This window comes from Dyella marensis (genome assembly GCF_900112865.1).
In the GTDB taxonomy this organism is placed as follows: domain Bacteria; phylum Pseudomonadota; class Gammaproteobacteria; order Xanthomonadales; family Rhodanobacteraceae; genus Dyella_D; species Dyella_D marensis_A.
Genome location: NZ_FONH01000002.1, coordinates 401,468 through 423,946, shown reverse-complemented (window position 1 = coordinate 423,946; position 22,479 = coordinate 401,468). Strand labels below are relative to the sequence as shown.

Below are 22,479 nucleotides of genomic sequence, written 5' to 3'. Positions count from 1 at the left end.
GCCCAACTTGTGGCTTATCTAGCACTGCTGGATGACTCGGCCGCGAGGTGGGCGGGGAAGAGGCCCGCTGGCCACGATGCCGCGATCCTGTGTCATCACTGCGGGCCGGTATGGGCCCATCCCGACATAGCTGCGGTACTACCCATTGTGGGCGGCTGGCCACGTGCTCTGGGATGTCCTTGGTGTGCGATTCGGAAGGCGGGAGCCTACATCCCCCGTCCGTCAGTGCAGTGCATGGGGTGCAGTGGCCACCAGTCAAGCGCGATCAATCAGGAGGCGGCTTTAGGGCAGTGCACCCACGGTAAGGGTTCGTACTATCCGATGCAGAAGCACACATGCGATTTGTTCTCGCCATCCGGCGGGGATTGAGCTATGGCCAATGGTGGGCGGACCATTGACGAGCGGGAGCGAGCAATCATCGACTTGGTCGCACAGCGGTTGGGAACGGCCATGTCTGTCCAATCGAGCTGGCGGACGTTCGATATCGATTGGGCTGACGGAGGCGGTCTTTCTGCGCGCTCAACGCGTGACTCAGAGTACTTCGCCGATAGGGAGCAGTATCTATCGGTACTGAAGCGCGAACGGCGACGCTTCATGCTGGCCGAAGACAAAGACGAGAACGATGAGACTGATGACACCGTTTCTAACACTGGGCAAGTTGCGCTGCTCGCAAAGCAGGCGAGTGCCATTCTTAAGAAGGTCAAGCACCGCAAGCCTAAGAAGTGGAAGCATCAACACTTTCAGGTTGCCCCGAGGATACGGCGAGACGTAGACGCCATTGCTGCTTTGGGATTCGCCAAACTGGCGGCACCCGAGGAGGCCATCCTCATGCTTTACGCAACGGAAGATGTGCCGCGGTATTGGCCCGTGGTGAAGCGGTGCGGACTTCGGGGAAATACGTCGTCGGCCCATATTCATGCCATCACCGACGCCATGCAGGCGATCCTGTTCGGGAACGCGGAGCTTGCCCAAGACAGGCGGGCGAAGGCATTGCACATGCGCGCTTCGGCCTACAGGGCGATCCTGGCCGACTACCTATCCCTCCTATGGATTTGGATCAGACGGGCCGCTGACGCCTATTCGCGTTCGCTTACGGGCCTATCTATCGGCCAGGTTCGGGCGGCCATGGATCGGATGGCAGGGCAGGCTTATGGCGATACCGCCGCCAACCTAGCTATCGCGCCATTGCAGACAACAGTAAACAACAACACCGATCCGGCGAACGAGGCTGGATTAAGAGGAGTGGGCCGCTGAGGTTTGTCAGGCCTAGTGCTAACACTTCATTGAGAACAATCGATATCAATGGTGCAATTCAGTTCAATACCTCCTTTGCTAAAGTAGATTTAAGTAGAAAATGGTGGCCTTTCTGTGGTCTCGATCACTCAATTTATCCGCATGCGAAGCGGACAGTTTGCGGACATTGACGCCAGACTGCTTGAGCTGAACGGGACTGAAAAACACCACGTCGCGACCTATGTATATAGGGGACAAGCCCGCTCGCTTGCCTCCTCCCGTCGCCGTGCCGGGTCATGCACGGCCCTTTGTAGTAACGGCATGTTCAAACCAAAAACCATTTATCGCTATGAGGACTTGACCATGGGCGGCAGCAGCCAACCGAAGAACACGACGACCACCACAATCACCTAGATCCCCGACTGGTTGAAGAGCGACTATCAGAACTTCATCAACCAGACCAACGCGGTGAACTAGCTTCCCTACTAGTCCTACCCGGGGCAGCTCAATGCAGCCCCCACCGAAGACCAGTACAAATCCCTCTGGCTGGCCCAGCAGGGCGCAGCGGGTCAGCTCGGCAGCCAGCAGAATCAGCAGAACGCCCTGCAGCAGATCTTGGGCGGCCAGTACAGCGTCAACCCTGGTGCCAATCCCCTCACGGGACAGACCACGCAAGTGGGGACGAACCAATACGCCGGACAGAACCCCTACCTCGGCCAGATGGTGAACCAGGCGCAGCAGAGCATCGTGGACAGCTACAACAAGAACACCTCTCCGGCGCTGGCGGCTTAGTTCGCCTCCAATGGGGCGTTCGGTGGTAGCGCCTACAACGATGCCATGCAGCAGTCCCAGAACACCCTCGCCTAGAACCTTGGGCAGGTATCTACGAGCCTCTACGGCCAGGACTACCAGAACCAGCAGCAGTTGGCAGAGAACGCCCTAAATCGCAATGTGCAGGCCCAGCAGACCGACCTGGCACGTAACGCCGGCCTCTATCAGCAGGACATCGCCAACCGCATGGGGGCTGCCCAGTAGAACGCAGGGCTCATCCTCAATGCCTCGCAAGGCGTCACGGGTGCGAATGCGCTGCAGAGCCAGTTCTTGGGGCAGTACGGCAGCTTGTCGCCGTTGATCCAGGACTACAACCAGGGCGCCATTAATCAGAACTACAACGACTGGTATATGCGCAACTATGGCTATGCCCAGCAGCAGCTCAACAACTATGGCAATGCCTTGAACTCGATCTCTGGCAACTTCACCGGCTCTGCGACCAGTGGCCTCAATCCCGCCTATAAGCCCCGTACTGCTGGCGGTGCGTTGGCCTCGGCTGGCGGTGGTGCCGCCGCGGGTGGTGCCATCGGCTCCATGATCGCTGGCGGTGCAGCTGGTTCCGTAGCTCCTGGCTGGGGTACGGCTATCGGCGCCGGCGTCGGCTTGCTCGGCTACTACTTGTGAGGTGACCTATGCCATTCAATTTCCTCACCGGTTAGCCGTAGATGGCCTATGACCCGTCGTCTCTCTCGCCCTATATGCCTCTTTGGGACACTGGCAACACTTAGGGTATGAACTATTCAAACGTCCTTGGCGGCGGAAATGCTGTGCCCGCATCGCAGGGAATCGATTGGTCGTAGCTGGGGCCATGGGCCCTCTCCCAGCAGGGCAGGCAGAGCACGGACATCTACGGCCTCCTTTCCGCTCTTGCGGGCGGTACGTCCGGCCTGCCAACTGGAGGCCAAGCGCCAACTGGATTGCTTGGCGGCGCTCTTCGGCGTCCACAGCTTGGCCAGGTCAATGGTCAACCGGCCGGCTACATCGGTCCTGGCTTGAACATTGGCACGCGCCCGGTAGGGGCTGCCGCTCGCCGAGCGATCCGCGGTCAAGGCTACTTTGGCAACTGAAAGGATTGACGACTATGGAAAACACACAGATCGCTGGCATTGACTACGTGAAGCAATACCGCGTCATCATCGATGGCACGTCACCACTTGCCTAGCTGCACAAAGAGGGAGCATCTGCATTCATGCAGTTCCCTCAGGAGGTTGGTTAGGAGGGTGGGTCTAGCCATCCGGTGCTGCATTGTTCTGGCATAAACATCCTTCACTCAAGTTTGCTTGGCTTCACTGTCGCCGGCTATGAAGATGATCCGTCGCCACTGACGGTATGGATCCCATATGCGCACGTCCTCGGAATCATTGAGGCGTGGGTGCCGGTTCCGAAGGTGGTTACCGATGGTGACGAGGACGGGAAGGTTGTCGCTATTGGCAGTGCCAGCGGAAAGTCGGCGTCCAGGCAGATCCACTAAATCCGTACTTTGATTCTCAATCAAAGCAAATCAAAAAATTCATTCGCTGAGGATAGACACATGTACAACATTCGACAGAACGGCTAGGAGGTATGAGCCATGGGACTCTTTGACTCAATGTTTGGCAGTGCCTAGCCTACGACCACGGGTTACGGTCTGGGCTTGTCTAAAGACGACTAGCGAGTACTCATTAACCAGGGCCTGCTTCGCGCAGGTTTGGGCATTCTCTCTGCGAACGGCCAGCCTGGCGTCACGCCTTTCTAGGCGATCTCCAGTGGCCTTCTCGGCGGCCTAGATAGTGTCCAGTCGGGCGCGGACGACCTACAGCGTCGCCGCTACACGGGTGCCATCGAGCAAGCGACCCTGGGGAATATGCAGTTTGCACAAGCCAACTCGAAGCGTGAGGCAGACCAAAAATTTGCGCTCCGGCAAGCCATCGCTAACAACACGGACGCCAACGGCAATGTAGACGTTGCATCAGCTGTCCGTGAGTACGGCAAGTCTTATCCCGAAGACGCTACGAATGCACTGTTCATGCTCCATGGCGGAAAGCCTGAATTGAGAGACACGCCCAAGGGAGCGATGCAGGTGTATCCAGATGGATTCAACTCATACCTTCAGGACGGGAGCGCTCAGCAATAGAGCAGTCGCCCCTCGCTATCTCTGCCGATCACCAACAGCGAGTCACCGTACGATGTTTCGCCGCAGATACTTGCTCGCGTCCAGCAGGTAGAATCTGGCGGCAACCCCGATGCCGTGTCCCCCAAGGGCGCAACTGGTTTACTGCAGGTGATGCCGTCCACAGCCGCCAGCGCCGGATTTGGTATCGCGCCTTCTAACGGAACGCCGCGGGACACGTACCGCGTTGGCCAGCAGTATCTTGGGGCACTTACCAACAAATACGGTACGGCGGGTGGTTTGGCCGCTTACAACTGGGGGCCGGGTAATTGGGACAAGGCTCTTGCGACTAATGGCGGCAATACGCAGGCCGCTCTGGCGAGCGCTCCTGCAGAGACGCAAAATTACGTACCCAAGGTATTGGAACTGGCTGGGCGGTCAGACGCCTCATCCGATGCCAACCTGCCACCGGGCCGCATTAGCTTTCAAACTCCGTCCAAGACGATCAATGCCGAGGATGAGAAATACGCAAAGCTGCTTAAATTTGGCGTGCCTCAGCCTGCCGCACTTGAGGCTGCTTATGGGGTAAAGCCGTAGACGGTCATGGGTAACGCCACAGCCGTACCCATGCCTGATGGCAATCTTCCTACCGGTCAACAATATTTGGATACGCTCCCACCTGCCAGGAAGCAGCTCGCACAGTCTGTTATTGATGGCCGTTATCCGATCCCAAAGGGATTCTCGTTGAAGAATCCGCAGTCTTGGCAGCTCATGCAGGATGTTGTGCAGGCTGACCCCGATTTCGACGCCACGAATTACGATGCGCGAGCCAATGCGGCGAAGCAGTTCACTAGTGCCACGTCGCCGAACGCTCCAGCCAATCAAATTCGGTCTGTATAGACGATTGCAAATCATCTGCAGACTATCTCAAGCATCATGCCCAAGCTCGACCTGAGCAGCGTTGCAGATTACAACCGAGCGAAAAATTGGTGGGCGACCAAGCAAGGAAAGACCGATCCTTAGTACACGCGTGCACTTGGTGCCTATCAACAGGCCGCCAAGTCCATAGGTGACGAAACGGCAAAGCTGTTTGCGGGGACGGGATCCGCACTGGCCGACCGCGAGCATGTCGCTCAGATGCTTGATCCGTCGCAGCCGATCGAAAAGCTCCAAGGATCCTTGGGCACCCTTGCGGATCTTGTTCAGGGGCGCCTTACGGCGATCAATGATCAAGCCGTAACCGCTCTTGGTCCAATGGCAGCTTCTCGGCTTAACATCCTTTCCACTGATCAACAGAAAGTGCTGGACGATATCAAGTCGCTTGCCGGCAATGCTCTCTATGGAACAGGAAAGGATCAAGGCAAGGCACAGCAGGGTAGTGCTCAGATGCAAAGGAGCGATGTCAAAGCCAAGCGCTACATGATTGGACAGGTACTCACTGTCAATGGCAAGAAATGGAGGGTGATTGGCTTGTCTGATCCGACCGATCCCGAAATGCAGGAGGTGCAGTGATGCCCAAGTTATCTGAACTCAACGGCCAGACTCAGAAGCTGTCCGATCTTTAGAGTCAGCCCGGAACGAGCGCTGTTGTTTCTTCCGAGCTGGCGCCGCCCGAGCGCTCGCTTTACCAAAGAGTCAACGACTTCGGCAACAATATGGGGGATGCCGCGCTTCATCATCTTGGCAATCTCCCTCTTGGCATTGCCTAGGGCGTCATGCACCTCAATGCCGCCAGTCCGATTGGTGGTGGCCTGAAGGGAATGACGCGCGACCTCGACAGCTATATCCAGCGACGCGAGCAGGCCTACCAGCAAGCCACGCCAGATACGGCAGGTTCGTATATTGGCGCCGGTGTAGGCGAGACGCTTCCCTGGCTGACTGGAATTGGCGAGCTTCGCGCGCTCGGTGTGCTGCCCAAGGCAACCACGTACCTAGGCAAGCTCGGCACTCTGGCAACGGAGGGGGCCTTGATTGGCGCCTCCCAGCCCGTCACCAGCGGCCCGCAGAACAACCTGCAGGATTTGGTGGAGGGTAAGGCTCCTACGCCCTCCTACGCTGACCAGAAGGCCTTGCAGATTGGGTTTGGCGCGGCCACGGGGCCGCTGATGAAGGTTGGCCTAGATACTGGCGGCCTACTGGGAGGTGGTGTCAAGAATGCCGTTCAACACATCACAAATCCCAGCGCCATTGCTAACGCCAATGTGGCGCGTATGACTGGTAACAATCCGGTGGTGGCCGGGCTCCTGCGTAGCGCGCCTCAGCTCGTGCCGGGAGAAAGCCCTTCGGTTGCTCAGGTGTTGCAAACGCCGGAGGCGGTGTAGGTAGAACGTGCGCTGCGCAACAACCCCGCGACAGCTCCGTCCTTTGCTGCCCAGGATGCAGCGAACAATAATGCACGCTTGTCGCTGGTGCAGCAGCTTGCCGGCACGGATGCTGACATGCAGGCTGCCAAAGCAAATCGCCGTACCGCAGTTGATCCGTTCGTGCAGCAGTACTTGACGGACTCACGCCCCATTGTTCGGTGGGCCGGAGCATAGGATGCATTCGACTCGATATTGAACAAGCCGGGGCGCATGTCAGCCAATGACTTTGACTCGCTCAAATCGGCCAGGAGTGTCGTTGACCAGGTGAAGAGCGGTGCCATGCAGGAGGATGATGCTTGGGCTGCGCTCAAGGATCTCGAAGACGGCGTGTTTAGCAAGAAGACGCAAGATGCATTTGCTCAGGCACGTCAAGCGATCGACAACAACATGGTTAACCCCAAGCCTGTTCTGGATGTCCTGCATACACTCAAGAATGGTCCGCTAGGCGTTCTTGGAAACAATGGTGCCCGGTTCGGTGAACTCATTGACTCCATCAATGGGGCTGCAAATATCCGTGGTAAGGTTGGAACGGACATGCTGGACGCCGTGAGGCAAGAGGCGTCCAAGATGCTCGCCAACACCAACGGCTAGGGTGCGCTCGGTTATGGGCCTGCTAGGGATTCGATTGTCAACGCTATCGAACGCGTCGCACCGGGCTATCGTGATTACTTGGCCACGTATGCAAGGGCGTCCGAGCCCATCAATACGATGGAAGCAGTTGGTGGGCTTCTTGACCCTAATGCTCCAGGTAGCCTTAACGCTTCTGGTGATCCGTAGCTTGCGCTGGCGAGGGTGAAGCAATTGCTTCGTCAGGACGACGACGCCTAGTACCCAATGGCACAGGCTGCTCGCACGTAGATGGAGAACCTACGCGATAGCCTTATGCGACGCTCTATCTCGGATGCCAAGGTAGCCGCATCGGGTCCGAGCACGGCGGCCGATTTATAGGCTACCGGGTTGCTCTCAAAGGCTATCTATGGGCCTAGCCTCGGGGTGAAGGGCGGCTTCCTAGGTCGCGCCATTGGTGCCGCCGCGGGCGGGATTCTCGGATCCTCGTTCGGTCCTGTCGGGACTGCCCTGGGTACCGCAGCCGGCCTTGGCGTTTCGGACACCATCGGAGCGATCAACAGCCGCATTGCCAATAGGGTTGGCTAGAAGATGGCCAACTCCACTGCGGCGGCTGATGCGATAGATGCCTACTTTGCTCGCCAGAGAGCGACGTAGCAGCAGGGCTTGTTGGGCCACTATGTCTATGGATTGCCGGCTATTGCCACGACTAGAAATCCGTAAGCCTCGCCATGCCTGGGAAATTCAGTGGCACTTTGTCTCACTTTGCGATCCGGGCAGCAAAGTGACGCCTCGCCGCTCGACCCGGTGGCTACGCTGCCGGACTCATGTTTTACCTCAAGCGAAAACTTAGGGGCCAAACCGCCAGTGCCGTGCGGCTGGCCCCTCCTTTTTTGCGTTTAAAGCCGCATGTCGTAAATCTGGTTGTCGATAACCATTTTTACTTGCCTGCCGTCAGACAGGATGACCGCTTTAGGGTGGTAACCGTATTGATACCGGTAGGTTGCGCAATGCAGAACCTTGCCGTCCGTGAAGACGATGGTTCTATCAAACTCGCATCCCTCGAAGGAATCACCTTTCTTCCCATCGGGGTCATACCACCCATCAATAGTCTTGCTGGCAATTATCGTGTAGCCGACGAAGTCGCCAAGATCGTCAGCAAGGCCTGCGAACGCAGGAGAGGTGACAAATAGGAAGCCTGCAATAAGGCTATGCAGGCCTATGCGTTTGCTCTTAGTGCGCATACGGGTTCTTCGTCCCTGCTTTTCCTGTATAGGGATTGACGTTGCCCTTGGTGGACCAGTTGTTTGACTTGGAGCTGTCGGCCCCGGTGCGATAATGGGACGGGACGTAGGTGCCAGTCTTGGTCGTGTGCCCGCTGACATGGACGACCGAGGCATGGCTACCGCCGTGACCACCGCCTTTGGCAACTGCGGCAAAGGAAAGAGTCAACAAGCAGCCCGCCAGCAAGATGCTGAGTTTGCGCATGAGTTGTTCCCCTGTGGTTGACCTGGCCGTTGCAGCCAGTTAGGGCCAATCCTATGCCCTGGCTAGCTGGGCCGGGTAGTGCCCATTAGACGATGCCGACTATAGGGGGTTTCCTACACGGGGTTTATTTGACTAGTGGAACCAATGCACCTTTGGCCTTATTGGCCCCCGTCTTGAATTACCCAAATCGGTTAATGTCAGCCCACTCACGAATGGGGGAGGGGGTATGGCAGAGGAACAGGGAGTGGAGGCGGCTGGTTTGCCGCCCCAGGGCGATAGTCAGATGGGAACGCCGACAGTTAGCCAAGTTTTGAAAGATTCAATCTCTGTAGAAGATTCAATCGGGCTGGCGCTAACCAAGATTGATGAGGCGCGACGCGCAGCTGAAGCAGTATTGATAGACATGAATAGTAAGGCTGACGCCTTGAATCTACTAAGCGGTACGGCGAGTTCGTCAGCGGCGCGAGTGGATGCTGTACAGACAACGGTTGAGGGGCAGCTTAAGGTAGTTCAGGCGGCGCAGGCAGAGTCCGAGAGACTTCGCGGGGAGCTTGCGCAAGCGGTAGCTAAGGCGAATGCAGATGTTTCGGGGATTGATGGTCTTAAATCGAGAGGTCAGTCTGCGTCCGACGATGTAGTGCGAATGGCTGCGGAAATATCCTCGGCTAAGTCCACGGTGGATGCTTCTTCCGGAGCCATTGCTGAGGCTTTAAAGACATCTCAGCAGGCATCCAAAGATACAAAGGCCCTTGCGGACAAGGCATCTAAGCTTGAAGCAGAAATTCTCTCTTATGAGCAGCGCCTGAAGAAGCTCATAGAGGAATCAGATCAGCAGTTAAAGACAATTGTTGGATTACTTCCTGGCGCAACGAGTGCTGGACTGGCGCACGCGTTTAATTCAAGGGCCGAAACATTCAAGATGCCTCAGAGGCGTTGGCAGTGGGTATTCATCGGATCGCTGTTCGCCCTGATTGCTTTAGGGTTGACGGGGCTTTGGCATGCTCTTACGTCGCAGACGGTACTTTCGTACGACGAGTTGGTACGTCTTTGGTTAGCCAGATTCCCTGTTGCGGCGGCTCTACTTTGGCTAACTCTGCACTCTGGTCGAGAGTCTGCGCTCGCCAAGCGACTGGAGGAGGACTATGGCTACAAATCTGCGATTTCGTCTTCCTTTGAAGGTTTCCGGCAGCAGATGAAGGAGGTGGGAGAGTTAGCCGGCGAGGGAAGTCCGTTGGCAAAACTTTGCCAGGACACGCTAGCCACAGTCTCCAACCCACCTGGGCGGATCTATGACCGGCATAAGCTGACAATTTCTCCGAGTCAGGAGATATCCACCATAGTGGCGGCTGTTGTGGCCACCATTAAGAAAGAATCAAAGAAGGACGACGGGTGATGAAGTGGGCTTGGGTGGGTCATGCTGCTTGATCGCCAAGACCTTTCCGCCGCTGTGTAACTAGTGTTATCTGACGTAGAAAGGGCGCCACATGGCGCCCTTCGGTGCAACGCCGATTAGCTCCTTAAGTTTCGTCAACCACGGGAGCCGTTGGCCCAACGGTTTTGGTTGCCTCGATGCCGCCGTCCCTTGCGCCAGTGGATGAATAGGTCTCACTGGTGCCGATGGGCTCGCCGTTGGCGGCCTTCAGTACGAAGTAGGGGCTTCCATCTTTCGCGGTAAGTCGGTTGTACCGCGCATCGTTAGGAGAGTTGACGCGTACAGAAGCGATGCCCGCTTCTGCACTTTGCTTCGTCGTATAGCGTTCGCTGGTAATGAGGGTCTGATAGTTGGCTGCTTGCAGTACAAAGTCGTACTGAGTGCCCGAACGCCTTAAGAGATATCGACCTGCCATGGCACGCTCCCTGTTCACTGAGGCAACTCCGGCCCCGACCACCGAGACCGGTAGCGCTCGGCGAACCTATCAGCTATCTATGGGGCAGGGGATAGGTCATGGGTTCTAGGGTAGTCCCGATGCAAGCGACACCCTTTGGGCATGAATTTGGGCATGAATTTGGAAGGCTGCTCATTTTTTATCTTGAAAATCAAGATGTTGACTTTCATATTGGGTCTCCCCTTGGCACCAATTGAAATTCCGGGGTGACATCCCGGTTCCAAAAAACCCCGCATTGCTTGCGGGGTTTTTGTTGCCGGACATCCAAGGTATTCAGAGACTGTCACCGACTTCCGCGACACCAGGAAAGCGGGGCCGCTTCACAGCGGCCCCGTGCATGCGAGCGGCGGGTTTATTTGCCTTGCTGCTCGCCTTGATCGGGCTGGCGCTGTCTGGTGTCCTTTTGCTCCTGAGACTGTTCATCTGCCTGCTTCTTCTGCGGATCGTTGGTCGGGTCGACCGGCGGTGCCTTCTGGGGAGGATTGTTGGGGTTGTTGGGGTTGTTGGAATTGCTCATGTCGTACTCCGCTGCGGCGAATGCCGCAGCTCGCACCGTGGCATAGTCGAAGTTGCCCCTGGGTGACGCGCTCGTTGTGAGGTCAACACGGTGCGCATAGGGCTGTGACGCTTGGGCGGGGTGTCGAGGATGTCAGCTCGGTTGCTGCCGAGCCTGGACGGAAGAGGCATAGCCATGGAAGCCGATCGATCTGCGATATTTCGAAGTGCCGCCGAGGTGGTGGGGTGCTTGATTGCTCCAATTTCCATCATTGTCGTCGGCATGGTGGAGTCGATTTTTTACGCGAGCTTCGATGTTGTAACCAGTGTCGTGTTTTCGTTGATTGCTTATGCGATGGCTCTCGGATTCACGGTGTTACTCGGTTATCCGCTTTATCGCCTGGTGGTGCGGATCAACGCTTTTCGCTGGTGGACCAGCATGCTGTCGGGCGCGGCCGTTGGAGCGCTGGTAACGATGCTTATCGCCCACCCCACGCACATTCTCTCAAGCGATGTTCCGATCAACGCTGCGGCCGCCGCCGTATCGGGCTTGTTGTTCTGGACGGTTCAATGGCGTGCCGAAAGAGCGAAGGCGGCAAGGGAGCAGTGACGGGCCTGCTCCGATCGATATGGACCCGTGATCAACCTCCCGTCTGGCCATGCGGCGCATCGACGGGCTTGGACTGCGGAGAGTCTTTCTGGTGCAGGAAGATCGACAGCACGATCAGCGAGAAGACGGCCAGGAATTCGCTCTGCCAGTTCTGGAAGGATTCGAACCAGAACGATGGATCGGTCGCATACGCGCTCAGCGTCATGGCCGGCTGGGCATGCGCGATGGCTTCTTCCAGGGCCTTGCGCCAGCTGCCGAGCAGGTGCCCGGCGAAGCACAGGCCGAACAAGGCGATGAAGGCGATCGACAGCGAATTGGCGTAGAGCCAGCGCAGGATGCCGCCGTGACGCCATGCCCTGGGCTGGAGATGCAGAGGCGTCGGTTTTGGCGTTTCGTCGTCGTCATCGAATGGCCGCGACTCGGCCGAGCCTTTCTGGCGCAGCCATACCGTCAGCAGCACATAGACACCCATCTGCAGGAATTCGCTCTCCCAGTTCTCGAACGTAGCGGCCCAGAAGTCGCCGCTGGCCAGGTAGGCGGCGAAGCCTATGCCCGATTGTCCGTGCCGGTGCAGCTCATCGTTGTGCGCGGCATGTCCGGTCAGGGCCTAGCCGAGCCAGGAGGTAAGCATCATCAGGATGACGGCGATGCTCAGGCCGTTGCGTTTCAGGAACGAGGCGTCGGTCATGGCGATCTCAACGTGGCCTGGTCGGGCCATCTTGGGCGCCATGCCGCAACGGGAATGCGCAGGTCGCACGAAGGCGAAATGAAGGTGGGCGGATGAGGCCGGCTTTGCCCTGGGCAGTAGCGGCTGGCGGCCTGTCATCCCTGTTTGTAGGGGTTCCCCTACACAACGACGCGCCTTTCACCTCTACACCTACCTACGACAAATCCGCAAACTATCTCTCGTCCGGCAAGTCAGGCTCCTTTGCCGATGCCCCGGACACTAAGGACGAAGCGGCTACGGATGGCTGCAAGCCCCACGGATGGGGCTTTTCTTTTTGGGGCACAGGAGTGCAGCCGGATCACGGCAACCCCGCATTTCGTGCCTGGAAGCGCAGCCCGCCTTATGGCGGGTTTTTTATTGCCCGATCCATAGGCCCGCGCGGCTGGTAAGGCTGTGCTGACGGGCTGTTCGATGGCGCACTCCAGCCGCTCCGGCGGCGATGCCGACGACGCTCATCGGAAATCCCTTACAAAGACTCGCGCTGTTCGCCGCTACGTGCTCATTGCGAAAAGGCGCAATCTGAATTCGTCCCGCGAGTCAGGCGGTGAGCTTCCCGCTCGCGCCAGCCGATGACCGGGGCGTTCTTCTGTATGGCTCATGCCCCTGAGCCCCAGGCTTTGGCGCCCCGCACCCCGGGGCGCCTTTTTGTTTGCGCGGAATAATCCTGGCAGTGCCCGCGGGCATGGCAGCGTCTCGCTGCCATGACATCAAAAGCCTAGGCCAAAACCCGTCTTGGAGGGCAAAACTGAGACTTGGCCCACAAATACGTAGTCCATCGCCTACACATCGCGGTGCCGCTCGCCGATAGGACGCATCCCCAAGCCAATGCATGCTTGTCATGCTGGCGAAGCGGGCGTTTGCACGGATGCGCGACCGATGGCCGGCGTACTTCATCCCAAAGGGGGCACGCACGATGATCATCTACGCGCTCAAGCCATCGACCGAAGGCCAGTGGAATATCTGCCGTTCGGGATTCTGCCTGTTCAGCGATCTGCGCCTGGGGCCGGCCATCACGCTGGCGCGGGAAGTCGCGCGCGACGAGCACTCGCGTTCCGGCCGCGCGGTCTGCGTGGAGATGCCGGGGCTCGGTTCGGCGATCCGGCTGGCCCAGTACGAAACCCGCGCGATCGGACCGCGTGCGGTCGGAGCGTTCGCCGTCGCAGGCTGATCCGCCGCCGCGACACCATCCGCTTCTTGTCATTCCTGCCCGGCCGCGGGCAAAGTGGCGCGATTCCCTCCCCAGGACGCGCCCATGCACCTGTCCCGCCGTCTCGCCGCCGCCGTGCTGCTGGCGTTCGCCATCGCACCCCTGCAGGCCGCCACGCTGCTCGTCAACGCCCGCGTGCATACGCTCGATCCGTCCAGACCGGAAGCCACGGCACTGGCCTGGGACAGCGAAGGCCGCCTGCTGGCAGTAGGCGATACCGCCGATCTGCAGCAGAAGTTCGCCGGCACCGAGTCGGTGGATGCCCACGGCGCGACGGTGATCCCCGGCCTGATCGATGCCCATGGACACGTGCTGGGACTGGGCATGATCCGCGGGCAGGCCGACCTGGTCGGTGCGCATTCCAAGGCCGAGATCGTGCAGCGCCTGAAGGATTTCGCGGCGAAGCTGCCCAAGGACGCCTGGTTGATGGGCCGCGGCTGGGACCAGAACCTGTGGCCGGATAAGCAATTTCCGAGCGCGGCCGATCTCGATCAGGCTTTTCCGGATCGCCCGGTCTTCCTCGAGCGCATCGACGGCCATGCTTCCTGGGCCAATACCGCCGCGATGAAGAAGGCGAGCAAGTCGCTCGACGGCGACTGGCAGCCGGACGGTGGCCGCATCGTGCGCGTCGGCACGCGCGCCACCGGCGTGCTGATCGACGGTGCGCAGCCGCTGGTGGGCAGTGCGGTGCCGCCGCGGACCCCGGCGCAGACGCGCGAGATGTATCGCCGCGCCTTCAAGGAACTGGTCGCGCAGGGCCTCACCGGCGTGCACGACGCCGGTGTCAGCCTGGACGATTTCCGCGTGCTGCAGCAGATGGTCAAGGAAGGCGATATCCCGCTGCGCCTGTATGAAATGGCCGACGGCAACCATGCCGCGCTGGAATGGCTGTGCATGCAGGGCGGCCAGTGGAGCGATGCCAGCGGCCGCCTGCGCATGCATACGGTGAAGCTGTACATGGATGGCGCGCTGGGCAGCCGCGGCGCGGCCCTGCTGCAGGACTACAACGACGACCACGGCAACCGCGGCATCTTCGTCACCTCGCCTGAGGATTACCGCGTCGCGGTGGACAAGGCGCACAAGTGCGGCGTGCAGGTGGCCACGCATGCGATCGGCGACCGCGGCAATCGCATGGTGCTGGATACCTACCAGGCAGCGCTGGGCAAGGACGCGCAGGGCGATCACCGTTGGCGTGTCGAGCATGCGCAGATCCTGGCGCTGGAGGACATCCCGCGCTTTGCCCGGCTGCACCTGATCGCCTCGATGCAGCCGACCCACGCCACCTCCGACATGCCGTGGGCGGCGCAGCGCCTGGGCGTGGAGCGCCTGAAGGGCGCCTATGCCTGGCAGCGCTTCCTGCACGAGCAGGTGCCGCTGGCCTTCGGTTCGGATTTCCCGGTGGAAAGTCCCAACCCGATGCTGGGCATCTATGCGGCGATCACGCGGCAGGATCTGAAGGGCCAGCCGCCGGGCGGCTGGCTGCCGGACCAGAAGGTCAGCCGCATCCAGGCACTGGCGGGCTTCACCCGCACCGCGGCCTACGCGGCTTTCATGGAACGCGAGGTGGGCATGCTGAAGGAAGGCATGCGCGCCGATTTCGTGGTGCTCAACGCCGACCCGCTGACCATCCCGCCGCGCCAGATCGCGGACCTGAAGCCGCTCAGCACCTGGGTGGACGGCAAGGCCGTGTACGAGGCCGGAAAAAACTGATGCCGCGAGACGGAACGGCGCAGCATCCATGGGATGCTGCGTAGGCCTTGGTCGATATCCCGACGAATGGTGCGTGGCCCAGCCGCGCGCGCAGGCAGGGCGGTATGGGAGAACGGGGAGATCAGGTATCTGGCGGAGAAGCTGTATCACGGAGACCCGGTTCGTCCAGGCGAGGGAGTCCCCGTCTGGACGATTTTCGGGACCGAGATGATGCGCAAGCTGGAAGACCTCGGCTTTGTGGCAAGAGCCTGGAACCTATACGAGCCGTCCAGCGGCATCGTGGGTAACTGCAATACCATTTTCGAGGCAGTCAAGCCCGGCCAGGGCGGGTGACCATCTGGCTTGCGCAGGCCCCGTGCCGTTCGGCACGGGGCCTTTTTACATCCGGCGGCTCCAGATTGCTGAGTCTCGGAACCTTCGATGGAGGTGCTGGGGTCAGCGGAACTCAAGCGGCCTTGCGAGCCACCACGCCGATGCTCGCCTGCGCCGTCTTCAGCGCCTCGGTCTTGTGGTCCGCGCTGACGTTCACGCCTTCGGCGCGGACGAATTCCACCTCGGTGATGCCGAGGAAGCCCAGCACCGCGCGCAGGTAGGGCTCCTGGAAGTCGAACGACTGGGCGGCGCTGCCCTGGCCGTAGAAGCCGCCGCGGCTGGAGGCGATGATCACGCGCTTGCCCTTGGCCAGGCCCTCCGGACCGTTGGCGGTGTACTGGAAGGTCTTGCCGGCGACCGCCACGCGGTCGATCCAGGCCTTCAGGGCGCTGGGCACCGAGAAGTTGTACATCGGGGCGCCGATCACGATCACGTCGGCGGCCAGGAACTCTTCCAGCACCTCGCTGCTGAGCACGGCGGCCGGATCGGCGGCGTCGGCCACCGGGCTCCAGTGCGGCAGCGGCTTGGCGGCCAGGTCGCGATAGCTCACTTCGACGCCCGGCTGTTCGCGGACCAGCTCGGCTACGATGGCGGCGGTCAGGCCGCGGGAGACCGAGTGGCTGCCCAGGGCGCTGGAATCGATATGCAGGAGTTTCATGGCGCTATGCCTCGTTCGGGGGCCGGTCGGTATGCCGGCGACGGGAATAACGATATTCTTGGAACAATCTCCCGATAAGACGGGTGATGACGAACTAATTGTTTCATATTGGAAACGACGATGAGCGTACTCGACGGCGCCCTGCAGGACCTCAACGACCTCTATTTCTTTGCCGCGGTGGTGGAGCACGGCGGTTTCTCGGCCGCCGGACGGGCCCTGGGGATTCCCAAGTCCCGCCTGAGCAAGCGCATCGCGCAGCTGGAGGACCGCCTCGGCGTGCGCCTGCTGCAGCGGACCACGCGGCGCTTCGTGGTGACCGAGGTGGGCGAGCGCTTCTATTCGCATTGCCGCGCCGTGCTGGAAGAAGCGCGCGCCGCCCAGGACGCCGTGGACGAGCTGCGCACCGAGCCGCGCGGCGTGGTGCGGGTGAGCTGCCCCAATTCGCTGGCGCAGACCATCGTCGCCCACGTGCTGCCGGACTTTTTGGCGCAGTACCCCAAGGTGCAGGTGCGCCTGCAGGCCACCAACCGCCGCGTCGACCTGATCGGCGAAGGCGTGGACCTGGCGATCCGCGTGCGCGCCAAGCTGGATACGGACGCCACCCTGGTGATGCGCACCTTCGGCCAGTCGCGCGTGCTGATCGTGGCCAGCCCGAAGCTGATGGAGCAGACGGGGCGCCCGAAGCTGCCGTCGGATCTGTCGACGATTCCCGCGCTGGCCATGAACGAGCACGAGGGCGCGCACAGCTGGGAACTGCTTGGCGCGGACAACGAGCGCGTGGTGGTGGACATCCAGCCACGACTGATCTGCGGCGATTTCTCCGTGCTGCTCGAATCCGCCCGCCGCGGCATCGGCGTCACGCTGCTGCCGGAATTCGTCTGCGCGCCGGCCATCACCAATGGCGACCTGGAAGTATTGCTGCCGGATTGGAGCGTGCCCGAGGGCACCATGCACTTCGTCTATCCGAGCCGCCGCGGCCTGCTGCCGGGCGTGCGCGCCTTCGTCGATTTCCTGGCCGAGCGCCTGCCGCAGGCCACGCTGCAGAAGCACGAGCAGTGCCGCAAGCGGCCATGCCCGGAAGTCTGAAGGCGGCCCCGCCGGAAAGCCGGCAAGCGCGCGCGTGCTAGCATCCCGTTTGGCCTTCCAAACCCTTAGAGCATCGATGCATATCGACACCAAGCTTCCGAAGGTGGGCACCACCATCTTCAGCGTGATGAGCCAGCTCGCCGTCGAGCACCAGGCAGTGAACCTGGGGCAGGGCTTTCCCGATTTCGAACCGCCGCAGGCATTGCGCGAGGCGATCGCCCGCGCGATGGCCGAAGGGCGCAATCAGTACGCGCCCGGCATCGGCCTGCCGACCCTGCGCGAACAGATCGCGCTGAAGACCGAGCGCATGTATGGGCGCCGCATCGACGCCGCCGGCGAGGTCACCGTCACCTCCGGCGCCACCGAGGCGCTGTTCGCGGCGATTGCCGCGGTGGTGCGCGCCGGCGACGAAGTGATCGTGTTCGACCCGGCCTACGACAGCTACGAGCCGGTGATCGAGCTGCAGGGCGCGAAGGCGGTGCACATCCCGCTCACCGTGCCCAGCTTCGGCGTCGACTGGCAGCGCGTGCGCGACGCCGTCACGCCGCGCACGCGGATGATCCTGATCAACAGCCCGCACAATCCTTCCGGCGCGGTGCTGTCCGCGGCCGACCTGGACCAGCTGGCCGCGATCGTGCGCGACACCGAGATCGTGGTGCTGTCCGACGAGGTGTACGAGCACATCGTGTTCGACGGCGCGCTGCACCAGAGCGTGCTGCGCCACGCTGAGCTGGCCGCGCGCAGCATCGTGGTGTCCTCGTTCGGCAAGACCTATCACTGCACCGGCTGGAAGCTCGGCTACGCGGTGGCGCCGGCGGCGCTGTCGGCGGAGTTCCGCAAGGTGCACCAGTACCTCACCTTCTGCACCTTCCATCCGGCGCAGGTGGCGTTCGCCGAATTCATGGCGAGCACGCCGGAGCATTACCTGGAACTGCCGGCGTTCTACCAGGCCAAGCGCGATCGTTTCCGCGCGCTGATCGCGCCGTCGCGCTTCAAGCTGCTGGACGTGCCGGGCGGTTACTTCCAGCTGGTCGATTATTCGGCGATCCGCGACGAACCCGACGTGACCTTCTGCGAATGGCTGGTGAAGCAGGGCGGCGTGGCGGCGATCCCGCTGGCGCCGTTCTACGAGACCGCGCCGGATACGCGTCTGGTCCGCCTGTGCTTCGCCAAGAGCGATGCCACCATGGACGCTGCGGCGGAGCGCCTATGCAAGCTCTGACCGTCAGCCTGGTGCAGGGCGCCACGCGCTGGCACGACGCGCCGGCCAACCGCGACTACTACGGCGCGCTGGTGCGCGGCGTGGCGGGGAAGAGCGACCTGATCGTGCTGCCGGAGACGTTTCTCTCCGGCTTCAGCAACGACACCCGCGCCAGCGCCGAGACCATGGACGGCGAGGGCGTGGCATGGCTGCGCGCGCTGGCGCAGGAAGTTGGCGCCACCCTGTGTGGCAGCCTGGCCATCCGCGAAGGCAACACGGTCTACAACCGCCTGCTGTGGGTGCGCCCGGACGGCAGCTTCGCGCAGTACGACAAGCGCCATCTGTTCCGCATGGCCGGCGAGCACACCCGCTACGGCGGCGGCCGCGAGCGGCTGGTCGTGGAGCTGAAGGGTTGGCGCATCCTGCCGCAGGTCTGCTACGACCTGCGCTTTCCGGTGTGGCTGCGCAACCGTCGCGCGGAAGCGGCGGCGGGCGGCATGGACTACGACCTGGCCGTGTTCGTCGCCAACTGGCCCGCGCCGCGCCGCCAGCCATGGCGCACGCTGCTGCGCGCGCGTGCGATCGAGAACCTCAGCTATGTGATCGGGCTCAATCGCGTCGGCGTGGACGGCAACGACTTGCCGTACGCGGGCGACAGTGCAGTGCTCGATGCCGTCGGCGAGCCGCTGATCGAGCTGGGCCCGCAGGAGCAGGTGGCGACGGTGACGCTGGATCCGGCGCCGCTGCTGGCGCATCGCGAGCGCTTTCCGGCGTGGATGGATGCGGATGAGTTTTCGCTGCAGCCGTGAGAGCGGCTTCGTTCCTCAAGATGCCGTAGCCCGCTTTTTGCTCGTCATTCCGGCGCAGGCCGGAATCCAGTAACGGTAACGCTCGATTGTCGCCCTGATGGCCCAGCCGGTTGCCGGCCACGCTATCGCGACAAGCAGACGATATCGAAACTGGATTCCGGCCTGCGCCGGAATGACGGAGAGGGTTTGCGACCTGTGCCCAAAAAAGCCGCCGAAAGGCGGCCTTTTCGTAGGTTGGGCTGAGCGCAGCGAACCCCAACAGACCTCGCACCGCCAGCGTCACGTTGGGGTTCGCTGCGCTCACCCCAACCTACGCCGTGCGTGTCAGAGGATACCCAGCACCGACTCCGGCGGACGCCCGAGCTTCGCCTTGCCGTTGGCGACCACGATCGGCCGCTCGATCAGCCGCGGGTACTGCGACATCGCTGCAATCAGGTCATGCTCGCTCAGCGCAGGATTGTCCAGGCCCAGCTCGGTGTATTCCGCCTCGCCCGTGCGGATCAGTTCGCGCGCCGTCATGCCGAGCTGGTCCAGCAACTGGACCAGCTCCTCCACGCTGGGCGGCGTGTCGAGGTAATTGATCACCTCGCACTGGCAGCCGCGCTCCTGCAGCAGCGCCAGCGTCGCGCGCGACTTGGAGCAGCGGCTGTTGTGGTAGATGCGGACCGCGTTCATCGCCGGAGCGATCCTCAGCGGTTGCCGCCGCGCGGACCGCCGCGGCCGCCGCCGTGCGGACGAGCGCCACCGCCGCCGTGGCGATTGCCGCCGCCCTGGGTCGGGCGATTGCCGCCCTGGCCGCCCGGACGGTTGCCGCCGCCGCTGCGTGCCTGCGGACGGCCGCCCTTGTTGCCCTGAGCGCCCTGGCCGCCGCCATAGCCGCGATTGCCGCCGCCACCGCCACCGCCGAAGCCGCCGTAGGGATTGCCGCCGCCCTGGGCCTGGCCGCCCGGACCGCGCTTGCCGCCACCGCTGCCGCTGCGACGATTGCCGCCGCCGTAACCCTGGCCCTGGCCACCACCGCTGCCGCCACCGCCTTCGCGGCTCTCGCCGGCGAACCAGGTGCGCACCGAGGGCAGTTCCTGGCCCGGCGCGACGCCGCGCTTGCCGCCGCCTTTGCGGCGGCCGGCGTTCGCATTCGGCCCGCGCTCGGGGCGGGCGACGTTGCCGTTCACTTCCTTGCCCGGGCGGCGGCGCTGCTGCTGCTTGCCGCGCGCGGGTTCTTCGCGGATGCGGTCGAAGGCGCGCAGCTCGCGCGCTTCGTCGGCATAGGCGCCGCTCCAGGCGCCGCCGGCGCCGCGCTCGGGGCGGTACTCGGTGACGTTGCGGGTGGCGCGGCGCTGGTGCAGCACGGGGCTGAGCGTCAGCACCGGCTGCGGCGCGCCGAGGCCGCTGACCTGGCGCAGTTCCTTCACGGCTTCCTCGCCCAGCGTTTCGCAATCGCCGCGGCGCAGCGCGCGCGGCAGCTGCACGCTGCCGTAGCGAATGCGCTTGAGGCGGCTGACCAGGAAACCCTGCGAATCCCACAGGCGGCGCACTTCGCGGTTGCGGCCTTCGCGGATCACCACGCGGAACCAGCTGTGGCTGCCGCCGCGGCTGATCACGCCGATCTCGTCGAAGCGCGCGGGGCCGTCTTCCAGCTCCACGCCCGACTTGAGCTTCTCGATGATTTCGTCCGGCACCTCGCCATGCACGCGGCACAGGTACTCGCGTTCCAGGGCGCTGCGCGGATGCATCAACGCGTTGGCCAGCTCGCCGTCGGTGGTGAGCAGGAGCAGGCCGGTGGTGTTGATGTCCAGGCGGCCCACGGCGACCCAGCGCGCGCCCTTCAGGCGCGGCAGCTGTTCGAACACGGTGGGACGGCCTTCGGGGTCTTCGCGCGTGGTCACCACGCCTTCGGGCTTGTGATAGACCAGCACTTCGGTCTCGTCGCGATTGTCGGTGGCGACGACGAACTGCTTGCCGTCCAGCACCACGCGATCGCCGGCATGCACGCTGGCGCCGATGCCGGCCGCGCTGCCGTTGACTTCGACTTCGCCGGCCTGGATGCGCTGCTCGAGCATGCGGCGCGAGCCCAGGCCCGCATTGGCCAGCACCTTGTGCAGGCGTTCTTCCAGGGCGGGCGCGTCGGTGGTGCGCGTGTCGCGCTTGAGGGTCAAAAGGGATTTCTGCGGCGCATTCATGCGCGGTACTCCTCGGTGTCTTTCGTGGCGTCGCCGTTACCGGCGTCCGCTTCGTTCGCTGCCTCGTCGGCAGTGAGGGTGGATGGTTCGGCGGGGGTTTCCTCGCCGGTGTCGGAAGACGCGGTTTCGATCGCAGCGGCTTCGTGGTGTTCTTCGACCGGGGCGGCGGGAGCCGCTGGCTCCGTGACGCTTGCCGGTTCGGCTTCGGGCTGCTCGCCGGCGACGTGGAACTCCTCCTCGCCTTCGGTGCGGCCATCGGTGCCGTCTTCGTGCTGGTTTTCTTCGTGGGCGCCTTCTTCGTGCCGGCCTGCTTCGTTCTCAGTCGCCTCGCCGGCCGGTTCTTCGGCCTCGGCATCCGGATCGGCATCCGGATCGATCGGCAGGTCGCGCACCACGCGCGCCGGCAGGTCCTCGATGAAGCGCAGCTGCGGGTCTTCCATGTCGCGAATCTCGGACAACGGCGGCAGCTCGTCCAGCGACTTGAGGTTGAAATAGTCCAGGAACGCACGCGTGGTGCCGAACAGGGCAGGCTTGCCCGGCACGTCGCGATAGCCCACCACGCGGATCCACTCGCGCTCCTCCATCGTCTTGATGATGTTGGAGGACACCACCACGCCGCGGATCTGCTCGATCTCCGGGCGCGTGATCGGCTGGCGGTAAGCAATGAGGGCCAGCGTTTCCAGCAGGGCGCGCGAGTAGCGGCTGGGTTTTTCCGTCCACATGCGCGAGATCCACGGATGGACCTCCTGGCGCACCTGGTAGCGGAAGCCGGAGGCGACCTCGCGCAGCTGCACGCCGCGGCCGGCGCAATCCTCGGCCAGCGCTTCCAGCGCCCGCGACAGCTGCTCGCGGTCGACCTCGTCCTCCTCGCCGAAGAGGTCGCCCAGCTGCTGCACGGTGAGCGGCTGGGTGGCGGCGAGCAGGGCTGCCTCGATGATGTTCTTCAGTTGCTCGATCTGCATGGCCT

22 protein-coding genes and 1 pseudogene are annotated in these 22,479 nt (G+C 62.2%); 14 read left to right on the top strand and 9 right to left on the bottom strand.

Annotation, left to right across the window (positions count from 1 at the left end):
• The first annotated feature begins 450 nt into the window (after window positions 1-450).
• From BM172_RS04780 to BM172_RS04755, 6 genes are all read left to right on the top strand, one after another.
• On the top strand, window positions 451-1,254 hold the full coding sequence (locus tag BM172_RS04780) for a hypothetical protein (protein WP_143096457.1): 804 nt from the start codon (window positions 451-453) through the stop codon (window positions 1,252-1,254).
• Window positions 1,255-2,352: 1,098 nt separating this feature from the next.
• The gene (locus tag BM172_RS04775; protein ID WP_143096456.1) at window positions 2,353-2,688 is read left to right on the top strand and encodes a hypothetical protein; all 336 of its coding nucleotides are present in this window, start codon (window positions 2,353-2,355) and stop codon (window positions 2,686-2,688) included.
• 1,510 nt (window positions 2,689-4,198) lie between these two features.
• Window positions 4,199-4,750 (top strand): transglycosylase SLT domain-containing protein, encoded by a 552-nt coding sequence (locus tag BM172_RS04770; RefSeq protein ID WP_081805272.1) that lies wholly within the window; start codon window positions 4,199-4,201, stop codon window positions 4,748-4,750.
• A gap of 540 nt (window positions 4,751-5,290) precedes the next feature.
• Complete coding sequence (locus BM172_RS04765; protein WP_026636470.1) at window positions 5,291-5,665, top strand: hypothetical protein; 375 nt, start codon at window positions 5,291-5,293, stop codon at window positions 5,663-5,665.
• Between the two features lie 203 nt (window positions 5,666-5,868).
• Window positions 5,869-6,474, top strand: a complete 606-nt coding sequence (locus tag BM172_RS04760) for a hypothetical protein (RefSeq protein WP_143096455.1) — start codon at window positions 5,869-5,871, stop codon at window positions 6,472-6,474.
• 252 nt (window positions 6,475-6,726) lie between these two features.
• The gene (locus tag BM172_RS04755) at window positions 6,727-7,107 is read left to right on the top strand and encodes a hypothetical protein (protein ID WP_026636472.1); all 381 of its coding nucleotides are present in this window, start codon (window positions 6,727-6,729) and stop codon (window positions 7,105-7,107) included.
• Window positions 7,108-7,982: 875 nt separating this feature from the next.
• Here BM172_RS04755 and BM172_RS04750 read toward each other — a convergent pair.
• Together BM172_RS04750 and BM172_RS04745 are read right to left on the bottom strand one after the other, a co-directional pair.
• Window positions 7,983-8,327, bottom strand: a complete 345-nt coding sequence (locus BM172_RS04750; RefSeq protein ID WP_026636473.1) for a hypothetical protein — start codon at window positions 8,325-8,327, stop codon at window positions 7,983-7,985.
• Window positions 8,317-8,571 (bottom strand): hypothetical protein, encoded by a 255-nt coding sequence (locus BM172_RS04745; protein ID WP_081805273.1) that lies wholly within the window; start codon window positions 8,569-8,571, stop codon window positions 8,317-8,319. The genes BM172_RS04750 and BM172_RS04745 overlap by 11 nt, the downstream gene beginning before the upstream one ends.
• A 226-nt stretch (window positions 8,572-8,797) precedes the next feature.
• Between BM172_RS04745 and BM172_RS22065 the strand changes: the two genes are divergently transcribed.
• Window positions 8,798-9,964, top strand: coding sequence for a hypothetical protein (locus BM172_RS22065; protein ID WP_143096454.1), 1,167 nt, complete (start codon window positions 8,798-8,800; stop codon window positions 9,962-9,964).
• A gap of 124 nt (window positions 9,965-10,088) precedes the next feature.
• On the opposite strand, the gene BM172_RS04740 is transcribed toward BM172_RS22065, so the two are convergent.
• Both BM172_RS04740 and BM172_RS22440 read right to left on the bottom strand, forming a co-directional pair.
• On the bottom strand, window positions 10,089-10,418 hold the full coding sequence (locus tag BM172_RS04740) for a YegP family protein (RefSeq protein ID WP_081805274.1): 330 nt from the start codon (window positions 10,416-10,418) through the stop codon (window positions 10,089-10,091).
• Window positions 10,419-10,809: 391 nt separating this feature from the next.
• Window positions 10,810-10,974, bottom strand: a complete 165-nt coding sequence (locus BM172_RS22440; protein WP_155964733.1) for a hypothetical protein — start codon at window positions 10,972-10,974, stop codon at window positions 10,810-10,812.
• A gap of 174 nt (window positions 10,975-11,148) precedes the next feature.
• Here BM172_RS22440 and BM172_RS04735 point away from each other — a divergent pair, with 174 nt between their 5' ends.
• On the top strand, window positions 11,149-11,562 hold the full coding sequence (locus BM172_RS04735) for a hypothetical protein (RefSeq protein ID WP_026636474.1): 414 nt from the start codon (window positions 11,149-11,151) through the stop codon (window positions 11,560-11,562).
• 31 nt (window positions 11,563-11,593) lie between these two features.
• On the opposite strand, the pseudogene BM172_RS04730 reads toward BM172_RS04735, so the two are convergent.
• Window positions 11,594-12,250 (bottom strand): annotated as a pseudogene (locus BM172_RS04730) (DUF6766 family protein).
• A gap of 868 nt (window positions 12,251-13,118) precedes the next feature.
• Between BM172_RS04730 and BM172_RS04725 the strand changes: the two are divergent.
• The 3 genes from BM172_RS04725 (at window position 13,119) to BM172_RS22875 (ending at window position 15,539) form a co-directional block, all read left to right on the top strand.
• Window positions 13,119-13,457 carry a hypothetical protein gene (locus BM172_RS04725; protein WP_231504243.1) on the top strand — a complete coding sequence of 113 codons (339 nt, stop codon included), beginning with the start codon at window positions 13,119-13,121 and terminating at the stop codon, window positions 13,455-13,457.
• 84 nt (window positions 13,458-13,541) lie between these two features.
• On the top strand, window positions 13,542-15,206 hold the full coding sequence (locus tag BM172_RS04720) for an amidohydrolase (RefSeq protein WP_026636476.1): 1,665 nt from the start codon (window positions 13,542-13,544) through the stop codon (window positions 15,204-15,206).
• Between the two features lie 210 nt (window positions 15,207-15,416).
• A complete protein-coding gene (locus BM172_RS22875; RefSeq protein ID WP_269320414.1) occupies window positions 15,417-15,539 on the top strand; it encodes a hypothetical protein in 123 nt (40 codons plus the stop codon).
• Between the two features lie 112 nt (window positions 15,540-15,651).
• On the opposite strand, the gene BM172_RS04710 is transcribed toward BM172_RS22875, so the two are convergent.
• The gene (locus BM172_RS04710) at window positions 15,652-16,236 is read right to left on the bottom strand and encodes an FMN-dependent NADH-azoreductase (protein WP_026636478.1); all 585 of its coding nucleotides are present in this window, start codon (window positions 16,234-16,236) and stop codon (window positions 15,652-15,654) included.
• Window positions 16,237-16,356: 120 nt separating this feature from the next.
• Between BM172_RS04710 and BM172_RS04705 the strand changes: the two genes are divergently transcribed.
• The 3 genes from BM172_RS04705 to BM172_RS04695 all read left to right on the top strand — a co-directional run bounded on the left by BM172_RS04705 (window position 16,357) and on the right by BM172_RS04695 (window position 19,332).
• Window positions 16,357-17,322 carry a LysR substrate-binding domain-containing protein gene (locus BM172_RS04705; RefSeq protein WP_035323823.1) on the top strand — a complete coding sequence of 322 codons (966 nt, stop codon included), beginning with the start codon at window positions 16,357-16,359 and terminating at the stop codon, window positions 17,320-17,322.
• 76 nt (window positions 17,323-17,398) lie between these two features.
• Window positions 17,399-18,544, top strand: a complete 1,146-nt coding sequence (locus BM172_RS04700) for a pyridoxal phosphate-dependent aminotransferase (protein WP_026636480.1) — start codon at window positions 17,399-17,401, stop codon at window positions 18,542-18,544.
• Entirely contained in the window at window positions 18,532-19,332 is an 801-nt protein-coding gene (locus BM172_RS04695) for an amidohydrolase (RefSeq protein ID WP_026636481.1), read from the top strand. The genes BM172_RS04700 and BM172_RS04695 overlap by 13 nt, the downstream gene beginning before the upstream one ends.
• Before the next feature lie 324 nt (window positions 19,333-19,656).
• Here BM172_RS04695 and arsC read toward each other — a convergent pair whose 3' ends face one another.
• Genes arsC through scpB form a run of 3 tightly spaced genes read right to left on the bottom strand, consistent with a single transcriptional unit; the run spans window position 19,657 to window position 22,474 of the window.
• Window positions 19,657-20,007, bottom strand: coding sequence for an arsenate reductase (glutaredoxin) (gene arsC, locus BM172_RS04690; RefSeq protein WP_035323824.1), 351 nt, complete (start codon window positions 20,005-20,007; stop codon window positions 19,657-19,659).
• Window positions 20,008-20,021: 14 nt separating this feature from the next.
• Window positions 20,022-21,512, bottom strand: coding sequence for a pseudouridine synthase (locus tag BM172_RS04685; RefSeq protein ID WP_026636482.1), 1,491 nt, complete (start codon window positions 21,510-21,512; stop codon window positions 20,022-20,024).
• The gene (gene scpB, locus BM172_RS04680) at window positions 21,509-22,474 is read right to left on the bottom strand and encodes an SMC-Scp complex subunit ScpB (protein ID WP_026636483.1); all 966 of its coding nucleotides are present in this window, start codon (window positions 22,472-22,474) and stop codon (window positions 21,509-21,511) included. Before scpB ends, BM172_RS04685 begins: the two co-directional genes overlap by 4 nt.
• Window positions 22,475-22,479: the final 5 nt, after the last annotated feature.